Here is a 16,625-nt window from a genome sequence, read left to right on the forward strand (position 1 = left end):
CGAGCACCATGACGTCTGCGTCCACGGCCGCGTCCGGTCCGCATCAAAGGCAATCATGCTCACCTTTCAGCAAATCATCCTGACGCTGCAGTCCTACTGGAACGACAAGGGCTGCGCGCTTCTTCAGCCGATCGACATGGAAGTCGGCGCCGGCACCTCGCACGTTCATACGTTTTTGCGCGCCATCGGCCCGGAACCGTGGCGTGCCGCCTACGTGCAGCCGTCGCGCCGCCCCAAGGACGGCCGCTATGGCGAGAACCCGAACCGCCTGCAGCACTACTATCAGTATCAAGTGGTGCTCAAGCCCGCGCCGGAAAATATCCTCGATCTCTACCTCGGCTCGCTCGAAGCGCTCGGCTTCGATCTGAAGCAGAACGACGTGCGCTTCGTCGAAGACGACTGGGAAAATCCCACGCTCGGCGCTTGGGGTCTCGGCTGGGAAGTCTGGCTGAACGGCATGGAAGTCACGCAGTTCACGTACTTCCAGCAAGCAGGCGGTCTCGACTGCAAGCCGGTGCTCGGCGAAATCACCTACGGTCTGGAACGTCTCGCGATGTATCTGCAAAAGGTCGATAACGTCTATGACCTCATCTGGACCGAATGGCAGGAAGACGGCCCGAATGGCCGCGAACTGCGGCGCCTTACGTATGGCGATGTCTATCACCAGAACGAAGTCGAACAGTCCACGTATAACTTCGAACACGCGAACGTCGATCTGCTTTTCACCTTCTTCAATAGCTACGAAGCCGAAGCGAAAAAGATGATCGAAGCGAAGCTCGCGCTGCCCGCCTACGAACTCGTGCTCAAGGCCGGCCACACATTCAATCTGCTCGATGCGCGCGGCGCCATTTCCGTGACGGAGCGCGCGGCGTATATCGGCCGCATCCGCGCGTTGTCACGACTCGTCGCGCAGGCGTATTACGATTCGCGCGAAGCGCTCGGCTTCCCGATGCTCGGCAATCCGGTGCACGCCGCAGCCGGGCTCATCACCGACAGCGAGGAAGCGGCGCGTCCCGCCTGGGCGCCCGCGTTGAAAGTCGAAAGCAATCCCGGCAACACCGAACAAGCTTGACGAGAGACGACAGAACAATGACGCAATCCACTTCCGCTTCTCTGCTCGTCGAGCTGTTGACCGAAGAACTGCCACCGAAGGCGCTCGCGCGTCTCGGCACCGCTTTCGCCGAAGGCATCGTCGAGCGTTTGGCCGCGCGCGATCTGATCGAAGGCGCGGCTTCGTTCGAAAAATACGCCACGCCGCGCCGGCTCGCCGTGCTGATCGAAAACGTGCGCAACGTCGCCCCGGAAAAGCAGGTGCGCGAGAAGGTGCTGCCCGTGACCGTCGCGCTCGACGCGAGCGGCAATCCCACGCCGCCGCTCGCCAAGAAGCTCGCGGCGCTCGGCTTCCCCGACTTCCCCGTTGGCGAACTCGAACGCGCGCAGGACGGCAAGGCCGAAGCGTTCTTCCTGCGCTACGCGGCGCCGGGCGCAAGGCTCACCGAAGGCTTGCAAGCCGCGCTCGACGAAACCTTGGCCAAGTTGCCGATTCCAAAGGTCATGACGTATCAGCGTCCGGACGGCGCGAGCGTGCAGTTCGTGCGTCCGGTGCAGCGTCTGGTCGCGTTGCATGGCCGCGATATCGTGCCGGTCAGCGCGCTCGGCGTCGATGCGGGCGACACGACCATCGGTCATCGCTTCATGTCGGAAGGCTTCGTTGCAATCGCTCGCGCGGACGACTACGCCGAAACGCTGCGTACCAAGGGCCATGTCGTCGCCAATTTCGACGACCGCCGCGAATCCATTCGCACGCAGTTGCAGGCGTTCGCGGGTGAAGATCGCGTCGTGATGCCCGAAGCGCTGCTCGACGAAGTGAACGCGCTGGTCGAATGGCCGGTCGTGTATCAGTGCCGTTTCGACGACGAGTTCCTGCAAGTGCCGCAGGAATGTCTCATCCTCACGATGCAGACCAACCAGAAATATTTCGCGCTCACGGACCAGGACGGCAAGCTGCGCTCGCGCTTTCTGATCGTCTCCAATATCGATACGAAGACGCCCGGCGAGATCATCGAAGGCAACGAGCGCGTGGTGCGTCCGCGTCTCGCCGATGCCAAGTTCTTCTTCACGCAGGACAAGAAGAAGCGCCTCGAAGACCGCGTGCCGCAACTTGCGAACGTCGTCTACCACAACAAGCTCGGCTCGGCCTTGCAGCGCGTGGAGCGTCTCGAGGCACTCGCGGGCGAGATCGCGCCGCTCGTCGGTGTCGATGCCGCCCTCACGCGCCGCGCCGCGCGTCTTGCGAAGGCGGACTTGCTCACCGACATGGTCGGCGAATTTCCCGAATTGCAAGGCACGATGGGCACGTACTACGCACGCCACGACGGCGAACCGGAGGAAGTGGCGCTCGCATGCTCGGAGCACTATCAGCCGCGTTTCTCGGGCGACGACACGCCGTCCACCGGCGTCGGTTGCGCCGTGGCGCTCGCGGACAAGCTGGAAACCATCGTCGGCATCTGGGGCATCGGCCTTGCGCCGACGGGCGAGAAAGATCCGTTCGCGCTGCGCCGTCATGCGCTCGGCGTGCTGCGCATCCTGCTCGAAAAGAAGATGCCGATCGACCTGCGCGAGCTCGTCAACGCGGCCCAACGCCAATTCGCCGGCATGCCGCAAGTCGCGGATTCGACCGAAGCAATCTACGCGTTCTTCCTCGATCGTCTGCGTGGTCTTCTGCGCGAACGCGGCTTCAACGCGAGCGAGATCGACGCCGTGCTGAGCCTGAATCCTACGCGTCTCGACGACATCGTCGCGCGCCTGGATGCCGTGCGCGAATTCGCCTCGTTGCCGGAGGCGGCATCGCTCGCGGCCGCCAACAAGCGCATCTCGAACATTCTCAGGAAGTCCGAGCAAGGCGTGCCGACGGCGGTCAATCCGGAACTGCTCGTCGAGGCTGCGGAGAAAGACCTTTACGCGCAGATCGAAAGTGTCACGCCGCGCGTGCAGAGCCAGCTCGCCGCACGCAACTACACCGAAGCGCTGACCGCGCTCGCCGCCCTTCGCGCTCCCGTCGACACATTCTTCAACGACGTGATGGTGAACGCGGAAGACGCGGCGTTGCGTAACAACCGCCTCGCGCTCCTCAACGCATTGCATCAGCAGATGAACTGCGTCGCGGACATCTCCAAACTGGCCGCATGACGATGATGAATCGCAAACTGGTCATTCTCGATCGCGACGGCGTCATCAACGTCGATTCCGATGCCTTCATCAAGTCGCCGGACGAATGGGTCGCCATTCCCGGCAGTCTCGAAGCCATCGCGCGGCTGAATCAGGCCGGTTTTCGCGTGGCGATCGCATCGAATCAGTCGGGGATCGGGCGCGGCCTGTTCGACATGGCCGCGCTCAACGCCATGCATCAGAAGATGAATCGCGCGGCGGCGGCAGTCGGCGGGCGTATCGACGCCATCTTCTTTTGTCCGCATACGGCCGAAGACCAGTGCGATTGCAGAAAGCCGAAGCCTGGCATGTTGCAGCAGATCATCGAGCGCTTCGAGATCGACCCGGAAGACACGCCGGTCGTCGGCGACTCGCTGCGCGACCTGCAAGCCGGCGCGGCGCTCGGCTTTCCCGTGCATCTCGTTCTGACCGGCAAGGGACCGATTACGCTCGCGGAAGGCAATCTGCCCGAAGGCTTAAGCGTTCACAAGGATTTGCGCGCCTTTGCGCTCGACTATCTCGCGCGGCATCGTGACTGACCGGCCGCCGCATCACTGACCTTCCATGCGCTTCATCCGTTCGTTGCTGTTGATGCTCTACTTCGTCGCGTACACCGTGCCGTACGCGACCGCGTGCTTCATCGCGTTCCCATTCATGCGGGCCGACAAGCGTTACTGGATGGCGGCCGGCTGGTGCAAGTCGACCATCGTCGTGTTGCGCTATCTGGTCGGCATTCGCTACGAGATCGTCGGCATGGAGAATCTGCCGCATGGTCCGGCGGTGCTGTTGTCGAAGCATCAATCGGCCTGGGAGACGCTCGCGTTTCCGGCGCTCATGCCGCGTCCGCTCTGCTATGTGTTCAAGCGCGAGCTGCTCTATGTGCCGTTCTTCGGCTGGGCGCTCGGACTCCTGAAGATGGTGCATATCGACCGCAAGCAAGGCCGCGATGCGTTCGTTTCCGTCGCGCGGCAAGGCCGTGCGCGCATGGACGAAGGCGCGTGGGTCATCATGTTTCCGGAAGGCACGCGCACACGCACCGGCACACAGGGCAAGTACAAGACGGGCGGCGCGCGCTTCGCGGTGGCGACGGGCGCGCCGGTCGTGCCTATCGCGCATAACGCGGGGCGGCTCTGGCCGCGTAATTCGTTCATCAAATATCCGGGTATAGTCACGGTGTCGATTGGCCAGCCGATCGACACTGCCGGACTCACGCCCGAGGAAGTGAACACGCGAGTCGAGAGCTGGATCGAAATGGAGATGCGCCGCATCGATCCGCTCGCTTATGCGACGCCCGACGTGCGACCGGGTGAACCTGGCGCGGCGGGCGCTGGCCGCTGACGCGGTCGTTCGCATTCGCATCCGATCGAGCCGCGGCGTGCCTTTCTCGTTCTTCTCGTCATTCCTGCGCCGGGAGCGCAAAGCCGAGCCGATGCAGAAGCAACCTTCGCGACAGCGTCCCGCCGTCGCGCTCGATACCCTGCAACTCGATCTACCGTTCGAGCATGCGCCCGAGTTCTGTGCGCCATCCACGGCGCCCGCGCCTCTGCGCGGCGAAGTTCCTCCTTCAAGCGCACCACTGCCGGAAGGCGTGCGTCAGCGCCGCATCGTCCTGGGTGCGCGCGCGCTCGACTATCGGCTGAAGCGGTCGGCGCGGCGCACCATCGGCTTTTGCATCGATGGCACCGGACTCACCATCACCGCGCCGCGCTGGGTGACGATCGCCGATATCGAAAGCGCGATCGGCGGCAAGCAAAGCTGGATCTTCAAGAAGCTGACCGAATGGCAGACGCGTGTGGAAGAGCGCGCGTTGCCGCGCATCGACTGGAAAGACGGCGCGCAGTTTCCGTATCTCGGCAAGACCATACGCGTGGCGCTGAATGCGGGCGCGGGATCGCTTTCGTTCGATGACGAGACCGGCGTGCTGCGTGTGCCGCTTCCCGCACTCGCGGATGCGCAGCAGATCAAGGACCGCGTGCAAGGCTGGCTGCAAAGCGAAGCGAAGCGCATCTTCGGCGAGCAGCTCGCGGTCTATGCACGAAAGCTCGGCGTGGAATACCGGGCGTATGCGCTTTCGTCGGCGGCGACGCGCTGGGGCAGTTGTTCGAGCGATGGCAAGATTCGCCTGAACTGGCGGCTCATTCATTTTCCGATGTCGATCATCGACTATGTGGTCGCGCACGAGCTTGCGCATCTGCGCGAGATGAACCACAGTCCGCGTTTCTGGCAGACCGTCGAATCCATCTTTCCCGAGTTCCGCGAAGCCCGGCATACGCTCAAGCATCATCCGCCGGATTTGCTGCCCGCGCTTTGAGCGCCCGTCAGCGCGCGCCGCGGGTGCCCGGTACAATTCGAGACGAGAACCGCGCCGCCCGACCAATCGATAAAAACGAACCGGGCGTGTCGTCTTTTCGCAATCAAACAACAGGAACCCCACCATGCGACTCCTTCACACGATGCTGCGCGTCGGCGATCTGCAACGTTCCATCGATTTCTATACGCGCATTCTTGGCATGAAAGTGCTGCGTCAAAGCGAGAACACCGAGTACAAGTACACGCTCGCCTTCGTCGGTTACGGCGATGAGAGCGAGACCAGCGTGCTCGAGCTGACCTACAACTGGGGCGTTGAGAAGTACGAGATGGGCACGGCATATGGTCATATCGCGCTGGAAGTGGACAGCGCCGCCGACGCGTGCAACCGTATCCGCGAAGCCGGCGGCAAGGTCACGCGCGAAGCCGGTCCGGTGAAGGGCGGCACGACGGTGATCGCGTTCGTCGAAGACCCGGACGGGTACAAGGTCGAGTTGATCGAAAAACATTCTTGATTGACGTCCGACGTTGGACGTTCGATTCAGCGCGATTGCGGCAATCGGAAGCGGCGAAGTGATGCCGTTTGCTCAAGCAGACCGTGCTTACCGCTTCCAAACGACGTGCGCTTGCGCACGACGGCGCTTGTCGTCAAGCCGAACTCGGCGTGTTCGAACGTCAGGCTGTGGGCGCATGACCGACCACGGCTAAGCCGGCCGTAATCATCGCGCTCGAACGTAAGGCCGGTCACGCTTTCGCATCACCGTCGTGCTACTTCTGGTTTTTCACGCGCAGCGTCACCACTTCGCTGGCACAATCGACGCTCCAAAACAGTGCGACGTCGATGCGTGAACATGAGCACATCCTCTTTCGCCCTGCGCCGCGCGCCCGACCTCACGGCCGTCGCCGTGATGATTGCGCTGTGCGGCGTGTGGGGCTTTCAGCAAGTCGCCATCAAGGAAGCAAACAGCTTCATTCCGCCGATGCTGCAAGCGGGCGTACGCTCGCTCATCGCCACTTTTCTGGTGTTGATCTGGACGCGCACGCGCGGCGTGCCGCTCTTTCAGCGCGACGATACCCTGCCCGCCGGAATCCTTGCCGGCATATTGTTCGGCGGTGAATTCGTCTGCATTTTCTTCGGCCTGAGTCTCACGACAGCCTCGCGCATGGCCGTCTTTCTCTATACCGCGCCCTGTTTCACCGCACTTGGCCTGCATTGGTTCGTCGCCGGCGAGCGGCTCGCGCGCACGCAGTGGTGCGGCATCATGCTCGCGTTTTGCGGCATGGCGCTTGCCTTCGCGGATGGTTTTCTGCACGGCGCGCCGCAAAGCGCATCGACCTTGCGCGGCATCGCAGGCGATGCGCTCGGCGTCATGGCGGGCCTTTTCTGGGCCGCGACGACGGTCGTCGTGCGCGCCTCGTCACTCTCGCGAACGAGTGCGAGCAAGACGCTCTTCTATCAGCTCGCGGTATCGGCGGTCATGCTGCTCGCGCTCGCGGCCGTCACCGGACAAACTCATGTCGACGCGCTGCCGCCACTCGCTATCGCAAGTCTCGTTTATCAGGCCGTGGTGGTGGCGTTCGTGAGCTATCTGACCTGGTTCTGGCTGCTCACGCGCTATATGGCGTCGCGGCTCTCCGTGTTTTCGTTTCTGACACCGATTTTCGGTGTGACCTTCGGCGTATTGCTGCTCGGCGAGCACTTCACCGCGCGCTTCATGGTCGCCGCGGCGATGGTGCTTGCGGGCATCGCGCTCGTCAACCGGCGCGGCGGGAACGCTTGAATTTTTATTCCAGCGCCGACCTGGAGCATGGGTGCTTGCGGCTATCACCCGAGTAAGCCGGCGCGGCAGGACCGCCCGAGTTTCGATTACTCGGGCGCCGTCGCGCGGATCGTGACCATGTCGTCCATGTCGCTGTCTTCGTGCGTATCGACGTGCGGCTTTTCCGGCGGAATGGATTCGATCGGATAGCCGTGCTTCTCCCACGCGTCCAGGCCGCCCTTGAGCGGACGCACGTTGGTGAAACCCTTGGCGCGCAGCCGACGCGAGATAGACTTGGCCGTCGCTTCGTTCGGGCAGACGCAATACACGACGACTTCGTGCTCCGACAGCAACTGATCGACGCGGCCGGGGGAATCGAGATCCAGCGCGACCGCGCCCGGAATGCGATACGGCTCCTTGCGACGTATGTCGATTGGCCGTGCATCGTAGATGACGGGCGGCGTATCGCTTTGCATCATGGCGTCGAGCTGGTCGGGCGTGATGTGATACTTCTCCAGCCACTGGTGAAACTGCACGCGCCGCACCCATCGATACAGAATGAAACCGACGCCCGCGAGCACGAGAATATCGATCACGGTCGCGCCGTTCGCGCGAACCAGCACGACGAGGCGCGCGATCTGCTCCTGCAGCGCCGCGCCGCCCAAAATCCAGAAACTGGCCCAGGCGGTCGCGCCGATCAAGTCCCACAACACGAACACGCGCACGTCGATCTGCGTGGTGCCTAGCAGCGGCGCCGACACGAGCCCGAGTCCGGGAACGAACTTGGACAACGCGAGCAGCGGCACGCCGAAGCGTTCGAACCAGCGACGCGCGGTGCGCAGCGTGGAGTCGATCGAGAGGGAGAAGCGCACCAGCGAGTTGAGGAAGCGTCGGCCGTAGAGACGGCCTGCCGCGAACCAGAGCGAATCGGCGATGAGCACCGCGAGCACGGCCGCGCCGAGCATCGGCCAAAAGGACGACTCGCCGGACGCGACGAGCGAGCCGGCGAGAATCAGCATCGGCGCGGCGGGGACCGGCACGCCAAGTTGCGTCGCGAGGACGCTGACGAACACGGCCCACGCGCCCCACGACGACGCAAGCGAAGTCGGGACGTGCGGCATTCAAACTCCTTCACGAGCTAGCGCACGGTTCTTCGATGCGGGCGTGCTTTCGGTGCGGTGCGCAAGGGCTCCACTGTATCGCGATCGTGAATGGTTTGCCTGAATGTAGCGGTGTCAGCGGGGCGTTTGGGTCGTGCGTGCGTGGCGCTGTCACTGCGGTGTGATGTGCGAGGAAGAAGGCGCGCATTGCCTTCTTGCCGATGAACGCCAGCCGGTTCGGCGACGACACATGCCGAGGTCGCAGGACAGATGGTTCATGCCTCCGATGTACGCCTCAATCTACTGTCTGCTATCTGCGATTGCGTCACACTAAAGCCGACTGGCCGGCGTGCGTCGTGCGTCGTGCGGCGTGCGCCGTGCGTCGTGCGCCGTGCGCCGTGCGTCGTGCGTCGTGCGTCGTGCGTCGTGCGTCGTGCGTCGTGCGTCGTGCGTCGTGCGTCGTGCGTCGTGCGTCGCGCGTCGTGCGTCGTGCGTCGCGCGTCGTGCGGCATCGCACAAGATGATCCACCGACGCCCGCCTCAACTCTCGATCCGCGACCGCGTCACGCCGAGCAGATCCGCCATTGCGCGGCGAGCGGCGCCAGCATTGCGCGCGATGATCGCATCGAACACCGCCGTGTGTTCGGCAAGCGACGCGTTGTACACCTCCGCGCGCTTCGCGTTCAGCCGAAGCTGGCCTTCCAGCGTGCGTTCGATCAGCGCGCCAAGCGGAATCAGCAACTCGTTGCTGCAGGCGGCCAGCACGCACAAATGAAAATCCAGATCGGCGCGTACCCATTCGTCGACGTTCTGCGCTCCGACCATCGCCTGATGCGCGCTCGTGAGCCGCTCGCGCGTCTGCGCTTCGTGATTGTCAGCGGCGAGCGCGGCTGCGTATGGCTCGATCATCTCGCGCATTTCCTGCAGCTTGAGCGCGAATTGCAGCGGCGGCGCCACGCGCGAGTACCAATCGAGCATGTCGGCATCGAGCAGATTCCACGCGTCCTTTGCGCGCACGCGCGTGCCGACCTTGGGCCGCGATTCGATCAGCCCTTTCGATGTGAGCGTGCGCAGCGCCTCGCGCAGCACCGTGCGGCTCACGCCGAAGCGCTCCATCAATTCGGCCTCGCGCGGCAACGAAGTCTGCGGCGCGAAATCGCCGCGCAAAATGGCCATGCCGAGTTCGTGAGCGACGCGGCCGTGTAAATCGCGATGAATGATCTCGTTCTCCTGCTCGTTTGCGCACGATTATCGGGCATTGGCTGGGTGTGCTGAAGCGGTTTCCTTGGAACAAAGCGGCTGTGCATGGATAGCGGATGGGCATGCGCGAGCGTCGCCATATTTCCACCGCTCCACCATCCGACTGTCGTGCACCGATCCGCGACTTCGCCACTCTGCTGTTTCATCGCTCGCACCTTGGTCACTTAACCATCAAGCTACTTACGACTCCCACTACACCAACTCACCACCGAACATCTAGCGAATCTGCGAATCCGCAGATTGGCAAATCCGCCATTCCGCCATTCCGCCATTCCGCCATTCCGCCATTCCGCCAATGCCTTTCGGCCTTTCAGCCATTCCGCCTTGCCGTCTTGCCGCCTTGCCGCCAATCGCCAATCGCCAATCCGCCAATCCGCCAATCCGCCAATCCGCCAATCCGCCAATAGTACTATTAATACTACTTCACGCCGCGTTTTGCTAAGATAGCGAACCCGTTTAGGAGACGTCCATGAAAATCACGAAACTGGAAACCTTCATCGTTCCACCGCGCTGGTGCTTCCTCAAGATCGAAACCGACGAGGGCATCACCGGCTGGGGCGAACCCGTTGTCGAAGGACGCGCGCATACCGTCGCCGCCGCCGTCGATGAACTCGCCGACTATCTCATCGGCAAAGACCCGCGACATATCGAAGACCTGTGGCAAGTGATGTATCGCTCGGGCTTTTATCGCGGTGGGCCTATCGGCATGAGCGCGATTGCAGGCGTCGATCAGGCGCTGTGGGACATTCTCGGCAAGCATCATGGCGTACCGGTTCACGCGCTGCTCGGCGGACAAGTGCGCGACAAGATCAAGGTGTATTCGTGGATCGGCGGCGACCGTCCGAGCGATGTCGCGAACAACGCGCGCGCGGTCGTCGAACGCGGGTTCAAGGCCGTGAAGATGAACGGCTCGGAAGAGCTGCAGATGATCGATACCTTCGACAAGGTGCAAGGCGTCATCGACAACGTGCGCGCCGTGCGTGAAGCGGTGGGACCGAACGTGGGCATCGGCGTCGATTTTCATGGCCGCGTGCACAAGCCGATGGCGAAGGTGCTCGCGCGTGAACTCGATCCGTTCAAGCTGATGTTTATCGAAGAACCCGTGCTGTCGGAAAACGTCGAGGCGCTGCGCGATATCGTCAGTCAGACGAGCACGCCCATCGCACTCGGCGAAAGGCTCTATTCGCGCTGGGACTTCAAGCACATCCTGGCGGGCGGTTATGTGGACATCATTCAGCCGGACGCGTCGCATGCCGGCGGATTGACCGAGTGCCGCAAGATTGCCTCGATGGCCGAAGCGTACGACGTCGCGCTCGCGCTGCATTGTCCGCTCGGGCCGATTGCGCTTGCCACGTGTCTACAGATCGACGCCGTGAGCTACAACGCGTTCATTCAGGAACAGAGCCTCGGCATTCACTACAACAAGGGCAATGACCTGCTCGACTACATCAAGAATCCCGAAGTGTTCGCTTATGCGGACGGGATGGTCGCGATTCCTCAAGGACCGGGGCTGGGAATCGAGGTCAATGAAGAGAAGGTGCGCGAAATGGCGAAAATCGGTCACCGGTGGCGCAATCCGGTCTGGCGGCATGCGGATGGAAGCGTAGCCGAGTGGTGATTTCCTGACGCGCTGACGGCTTGTCGAGATCGCGAGCCGTCACCGTCTCAGACGCGCCTTCACCCCGCCGCGCAACGCATTGCTGATGAGCAACTCATCGGCGCCCTCGAGGTCTTCGGTCGTCATTACGCGCTCGGCGGCTTCAAGTTCTTCGATCAACACCGCGCGCATCACGCCCGGCAGCACGCCCGCCTCGATAGGCGGCGTCCACCACTTTCCGTCGATGCGCGCAAACACGCTCGACCGCCCGCCTTCCGTAATCTCGCCGCGTTCGTTGCAAAAGAGCATGTCGAACGCGCCCTCCGCTTCCGCCGCTTTCCACGCGCGATCGTAGTCGGCACGATGCGTCGTCTTGTGACGCAACAGCGCGTCGCCGGAGTATCGCGGCGCAAACCCGCGATCCGAAGCGAGCAACACATCCACGCTATCCGACGCCAACGGCGCAAGCCGCGCGCTCGTCAATGCAAAGCGTCCGCTCTTGTCGAGCGCGATGCGCAACCGATACGGCGTACCCGCCTCGAAGCCCGCACGATGTTGCGCGAGTTGCGCGTCCAGCTTGCGCTCATCGAACGGAAAACGAAGCCACGCGGCGCTCGCCTTCAAACGAGAAAGATGACGCGCGGCGTGGCGCACGCCGTCATCGCGCGTGGCGTGCGTCGTCTCGAACAAGTCGAAGCCAGGGTCCGCGCCCGTCAGAAAGCGCGCCTTCAACAGACACTCTTCGTACTCGCTCGCGGCATCGCTATCGAGCACGATTCCCGCGCCGATACCGATAACGCCGCGCGTGCCGTCGGCATCCACGACGAGCGTGCGGATCGCGACCGAGAGACAAAAGTCGCCGCGCGTATCAAGCCAGCCGATCGCGCCGGTATAAAGACCGCGCGGCGTGCTCTCGATCTCGTCGATGAGCTGCATCGTGCGGTATTTCGGCGCGCCCGTGATCGAGCCGCAGGGAAACAGCGCGCGGACGATATCGGCGAACGAAGCGCCCGGTTTCACGCGCGCCTCGATGGTCGACGTCATCTGCCACACCGACGCATAAGCCTCGACCGAGAACAACGCCGGCACATGCACCGAGCCCGTCGCCGCCACGCGCGACATGTCGTTGCGCAACAGGTCGACGATCATCACGTTCTCCGCGCGATTCTTCGGGTCGTCGTGGAGCGCGGCGGGATCGGAGTCGCGTGGCGCGGTGCCTTTCATCGGCCGCGCGCGCAAAAGCGCTCCTTGCTTCTCGACGAACAACTCCGGCGAACACGAGACGACCACGCGGCCGTCCGGCATGGAGATGAACGCGCCAAAGCGCACCGGCTGACGCTCGCGCAAACGCCGATACAACGCGAGCGGCGTGCCGAATACATCGAAATTCAACCGGAACGTGAAGTTGATCTGATACGACTCGCCTTCGCGCAGCGCGTGATGAACGGCGGCGATGGCGGTATCGAATTCGTCGCGCGTGATGCTCGGCTCGATGCCCGCCACGCCCGCCACCGAGGGCGTCTCACAACCGCCATCTCGCGATGCAAGCCACGCGCTGGCTTCGTCGCGAGACATGGGCGCGAACTCGCGGAACATGAGCACTCGCAACGCACGATCCTCGCCGCGCCCGATACCGCCGAACTGGAGATTGCGCCCGAACTCGTAATCCGCGACGACGAGCGCATGCAGGCCGCTCTGCAAATCGGCATCGATGGCCGCGCATACGGCGTCGAGCGTGCGCCCGTCTTCGCAGACATGGGCGCGCACGAATCCCGTGTACAAACGACTCGACCGCCTTTCGGCGGTCGCTTCGCAGTCGTCGAGCAGCGCGAACACCGCGCCGCGCTCTTCAGTCTTCATGGCAACACTCGCTGCCGGTCGTGCCACGTCTTACACATCAATCGAAGAAGCTTTTCACGCGGTCGAACCAGCTCTTGCTTTGCGGGCTGTGGCGCGCGCCGCCTTCCGTCAGCGACTTCTCGAACTGCTTGAGCAGATCGCGCTGCTGATCGGTGAGTTTCACGGGCGTTTCGACCTGTACATGCACATACAAGTCGCCCGCGATGCTCGAACGCAAACCCTTGATCCCCTTGCCGCGCAACCGGAACGTCTTGCCCGACTGCGTGCCTTCCGGCACCGTGAAGCTCGCGCGGCCCGCCAGCGTCGGCACTTCGATCTCGCCGCCCAGCGCCGCCGTGGTGAACGGAATGGGCATCTGGCAATGCAGGTCGTCGCCGTCACGCTCGAACACCGAGTGCTGCTTGATGTGGATCTCCACATACAAGTCGCCGCTCGGACCGCCATTGAGACCCGGCTCGCCGTTGCCGGCGGAGCGGATACGCATGCCGTCGTCGATGCCCGCCGGAATCTTCACTTCCAGCGTCTTCGTTTCCTTCACCTTGCCCGCGCCGTGGCAGTTCGTGCACGGGTCCGGAACATAGGTGCCGCTGCCGTGACACTTCGGGCACGTCTGCTGGATGCTGAAAAAACCCTGCGACATGCGCACCTGGCCCTGACCATGACAAGTCGGGCAAGTCTCGGGCTTCGTGCCGGGCTTCGCGCCCGAGCCGTGACAAACATTGCAGTTGGCCCAGCTCGGCACGCGAATCTGCGTGTCGTAGCCGTGCGCCGCCTGCTCCAGCGTGATCTCCATGCTGTAGCGCAGATCCGCACCGCGATACACCTGCGGACCCGCGCGGCCTCCACGCGCCGCGCCGCCTGCGGCTTGCCCGAAGATGTCGCCGAAGATGTCGCCGAAGGCATCGGCAAAACCGCCGAAGCCCTGCGCGCCCGCGCCGCCCATGTTCGGATCGACGCCAGCGTGGCCGTATTGATCGTAGGCCGCGCGCTTTTGCTGGTCGGAGAGCATTTCGTAGGCTTCCTTCGCCTCCTTGAAATTCTCCTCGGCCTTCTTGTTGTCCGGGTTGCGGTCAGGGTGATACTTCATCGCGAGCTTGCGATACGCCTTCTTGATCTCTTCGTCGCTCGCGTTTTTCGCGACGCCCAGAATGTCGTAGTAATCCCGTTTCGCCATGTCGGTTCGATTCCGCCGCGCTTCTAACCCGACGGTTCCTCTGAGATGCTCCGGGCCATTCGACCCGCGCTTGAAACCTCTGACGCCTCGCCCCAAAACTCGGCTCGAAGCAAGACGCCTCTAAAAACAACGTGCCCGGAGAGCCGTCAGGCTCGCCAGGCGCGTTCCACGTCAGACGCTAGACGCGTCCCGATGCCGGTCTTCGCATGACGCATACGCGCCGCGAAACGACCAAGGGCGCATGAATGTCGCCACTCACGCGCCCTTCGGCTTAGTCCTTCTTCACTTCCTTGAAGTCGGCGTCGACCACGTCATCGTGCTGCTGGCTCGCACCCGCTTCCGCCGATGCACCCGCGCCCGCCGCACCGGCCGCACCTGCCGCCGCGCCCGCCGCGCCTTGCTGCGCCTGCATGTCGGCGTACATCTTTTCGCCGAGCTTCTGCGATGCCGCCGCCAGTGCTTCGACCTTCGCTTCGATGGTCGCCTTGTCGCTCGCGTTGTCCTTCAGCGCGTCTTCGAGTTCCTTCAACGCAGCTTCGATCTTTTCCTTCTCGCCGGCTTCGACCTTGTCGCCGTACTCGGCAACCGCCTTCTTCGTGCTGTGGACCAGCGCGTCGCCCTGGTTGCGGGCATCGGCCAGTTCACGCAGCTTGTGATCTTCCTCGGCGTTGGCTTCGGCGTCCTTCACCATCTTGTCGATTTCCGCGTCCGTCAGACCCGAGTTCGCCTTGATGGTGATCTTGTTTTCCTTGCCCGTTGCCTTGTCCTTCGCGCCGACGTGCAGAATGCCGTTCGCGTCGATGTCGAAAGTCACTTCGATCTGCGGCACGCCACGCGGCGAAGGCGGAATGCCTTCGAGGTTGAACTCGCCAAGCAGCTTGTTGCCTGCGGCCATCTCGCGCTCACCCTGGAACACCTTGATGGTCACGGCGCCCTGGTTGTCGTCCGCCGTCGAATACACTTGCGCGTGCTTCGTCGGGATGGTCGTGTTCTTGTTGATCATCTTCGTCATCACGCCGCCGAGCGTCTCGATGCCGAGCGACAAAGGCGTCACGTCGAGCAGAAGCACGTCCTTGCGGTCGCCGGACAGAACCTGACCTTGAATCGCGGCGCCAACGGCCACGGCTTCGTCCGGGTTCACGTCACGGCGCGGTTCCTTGCCGAAGAATTCCTTCACCTTCTCCTGCACCTTCGGCATACGCGTCATGCCGCCGACGAGGATCACGTCGTCGATATCGCCGACCTTCACACCCGCATCCTTGATGGCGGTGCGGCACGGTTCGATCGTGCGCTCGATCAGCTCTTCGACGAGCGCTTCGAGCTTGGCGCGGGTGAACTTGAGGTTCAAGTGCTTCGGACCCGACGCGTCAGCCGTGATGTACGGCAGGTTGATGTCGGTCTGAGCCGTCGACGACAGTTCGATCTTCGCCTTTTCAGCCGCTTCCTTCAGGCGTTGCAGCGCGAGCACGTCTTTCGACAGATCGACGCCTTGTTCCTTCTTGAACTCGCCGATGATGTAATCGATGATGCGCTGGTCGAAGTCTTCACCGCCCAGGAACGTGTCGCCGTTGGTCGAGAGCACTTCGAACTGCATTTCGCCGTCCACGTCCGCGATTTCGATGATCGAGATGTCGAACGTGCCGCCGCCCAAGTCGAACACGGCAATCTTGCGGTCACCCTTTTCGGCCTTGTCGAGACCGAAGGCGAGCGCGGCTGCCGTCGGTTCGTTGATGATGCGCTTCACTTCCAGACCGGCGATGCGGCCTGCGTCCTTCGTTGCCTGACGCTGGCTGTCGTTGAAGTACGCCGGGACCGTGATGACGGCTTCCGTGACCGGCTCGCCGAGGTAGTCCTCAGCGGTCTTCTTCATCTTGCGCAGCACTTCAGCGGAAATCTGCGACGGCGCGAGGCTCTTACCATGCGCTTCGACCCATGCGTCGCCGTTGTCGTGCTTGACGATCTTGTAGGGCATCAGGCTGATGTCCTTCTGCACTTCCTTCTCGTCGAAGCGGCGGCCGATCAGGCGCTTCACTGCGTAAAGCGTGTTGCGCGGATTCGTAACCGACTGACGCTTGGCAGGTGCGCCAACCAGGATTTCGTTGTCGTCGACATACGCGATGATCGACGGCGTGGTGCGCGCGCCTTCCGAGTTCTCGATGACCTTGACCTGATTGCCTTCCATCAGCGCCACGCACGAGTTCGTGGTGCCGAGGTCGATACCAATGATTTTGCCCATTTTTTATACTCTCCTAGCTTTGATCGCTTTAGCGCTGCGGCCGGAAAACGCCGGCTTTTGCGGCCGATTTACCGGGCCGAACGCCCAAATATTCATACCTGTACGCAAGATAAGAACGCGGATT

The 16,625-nt window shown here is 62.8% G+C and carries 14 protein-coding genes; 8 read left to right on the forward strand and 6 right to left on the reverse strand.

Going from position 1 to position 16,625, the window contains the following annotated elements; all coding sequences use genetic code 11:
* Positions 1 to 55: 55 nt before the first annotated feature.
* The 7 genes from glyQ to ACYQ47_RS34070 all read left to right on the forward strand — a co-directional run bounded on the left by glyQ (position 56) and on the right by ACYQ47_RS34070 (position 7,295).
* Entirely contained in the window at positions 56 to 1,072 is a 1,017-nt protein-coding gene (gene glyQ, locus ACYQ47_RS34040; RefSeq protein WP_244827058.1) for a glycine--tRNA ligase subunit alpha, read from the forward strand.
* Between the two features lie 17 nt (positions 1,073 to 1,089).
* The gene (gene glyS / locus ACYQ47_RS34045) at positions 1,090 to 3,189 is read left to right on the forward strand and encodes a glycine--tRNA ligase subunit beta (RefSeq protein ID WP_459909167.1); all 2,100 of its coding nucleotides are present in this window, start codon (positions 1,090 to 1,092) and stop codon (positions 3,187 to 3,189) included.
* Positions 3,186 to 3,746: a D-glycero-beta-D-manno-heptose 1,7-bisphosphate 7-phosphatase gene (gene gmhB, locus ACYQ47_RS34050; protein WP_244827056.1), complete on the forward strand. Its 561-nt coding sequence runs from the start codon at positions 3,186 to 3,188 to the stop codon at positions 3,744 to 3,746. Before glyS ends, gmhB begins: the two co-directional genes overlap by 4 nt.
* Positions 3,747 to 3,771: 25 nt before the next feature.
* Entirely contained in the window at positions 3,772 to 4,545 is a 774-nt protein-coding gene (locus ACYQ47_RS34055; RefSeq protein ID WP_244827055.1) for a lysophospholipid acyltransferase family protein, read from the forward strand.
* Positions 4,546 to 4,636: 91 nt separating this feature from the next.
* Positions 4,637 to 5,518 carry a M48 family metallopeptidase gene (locus ACYQ47_RS34060; protein ID WP_244827054.1) on the forward strand — a complete coding sequence of 294 codons (882 nt, stop codon included), beginning with the start codon at positions 4,637 to 4,639 and terminating at the stop codon, positions 5,516 to 5,518.
* A 124-nt stretch (positions 5,519 to 5,642) separates the two neighbouring features.
* Positions 5,643 to 6,029, forward strand: coding sequence for a lactoylglutathione lyase (gloA, locus tag ACYQ47_RS34065; protein ID WP_244827053.1), 387 nt, complete (start codon positions 5,643 to 5,645; stop codon positions 6,027 to 6,029).
* A gap of 336 nt (positions 6,030 to 6,365) precedes the next feature.
* Entirely contained in the window at positions 6,366 to 7,295 is a 930-nt protein-coding gene (locus tag ACYQ47_RS34070) for a DMT family transporter (protein ID WP_250491808.1), read from the forward strand.
* Positions 7,296 to 7,381: 86 nt separating this feature from the next.
* Here ACYQ47_RS34070 and ACYQ47_RS34075 read toward each other — a convergent pair whose 3' ends face one another.
* The 3 genes from ACYQ47_RS34075 to ACYQ47_RS34085 all read right to left on the reverse strand — a co-directional run bounded on the left by ACYQ47_RS34075 (position 7,382) and on the right by ACYQ47_RS34085 (position 9,595).
* Entirely contained in the window at positions 7,382 to 8,395 is a 1,014-nt protein-coding gene (locus tag ACYQ47_RS34075; protein ID WP_244827051.1) for a DedA family protein/thiosulfate sulfurtransferase GlpE, read from the reverse strand.
* A 304-nt stretch (positions 8,396 to 8,699) separates the two neighbouring features.
* A complete protein-coding gene (locus tag ACYQ47_RS34080) occupies positions 8,700 to 8,903 on the reverse strand; it encodes a hypothetical protein (protein ID WP_459909171.1) in 204 nt (67 codons plus the stop codon).
* 11 nt (positions 8,904 to 8,914) lie between these two features.
* The gene (locus tag ACYQ47_RS34085) at positions 8,915 to 9,595 is read right to left on the reverse strand and encodes a FadR/GntR family transcriptional regulator (RefSeq protein ID WP_309845125.1); all 681 of its coding nucleotides are present in this window, start codon (positions 9,593 to 9,595) and stop codon (positions 8,915 to 8,917) included.
* Positions 9,596 to 10,103: 508 nt separating this feature from the next.
* Between ACYQ47_RS34085 and dgoD the strand changes: the two genes are divergently transcribed.
* Entirely contained in the window at positions 10,104 to 11,252 is a 1,149-nt protein-coding gene (gene dgoD / locus ACYQ47_RS34090; RefSeq protein ID WP_244827048.1) for a galactonate dehydratase, read from the forward strand.
* A gap of 39 nt (positions 11,253 to 11,291) precedes the next feature.
* Here the strand turns inward: dgoD and pabB are convergent, their stop codons facing one another.
* The 3 genes from pabB to dnaK form a co-directional block, all read right to left on the reverse strand.
* On the reverse strand, positions 11,292 to 13,091 hold the full coding sequence (gene pabB / locus ACYQ47_RS34095; protein WP_459909173.1) for an aminodeoxychorismate synthase component I: 1,800 nt from the start codon (positions 13,089 to 13,091) through the stop codon (positions 11,292 to 11,294).
* A gap of 37 nt (positions 13,092 to 13,128) precedes the next feature.
* Positions 13,129 to 14,265 (reverse strand): molecular chaperone DnaJ, encoded by a 1,137-nt coding sequence (gene dnaJ / locus ACYQ47_RS34100; RefSeq protein ID WP_244827046.1) that lies wholly within the window; start codon positions 14,263 to 14,265, stop codon positions 13,129 to 13,131.
* A gap of 271 nt (positions 14,266 to 14,536) precedes the next feature.
* Complete coding sequence (dnaK, locus tag ACYQ47_RS34105) at positions 14,537 to 16,501, reverse strand: molecular chaperone DnaK (RefSeq protein WP_250463099.1); 1,965 nt, start codon at positions 16,499 to 16,501, stop codon at positions 14,537 to 14,539.
* Positions 16,502 to 16,625: the final 124 nt, after the last annotated feature.

This window comes from Caballeronia sp. HLA56 (assembly GCF_054655155.1).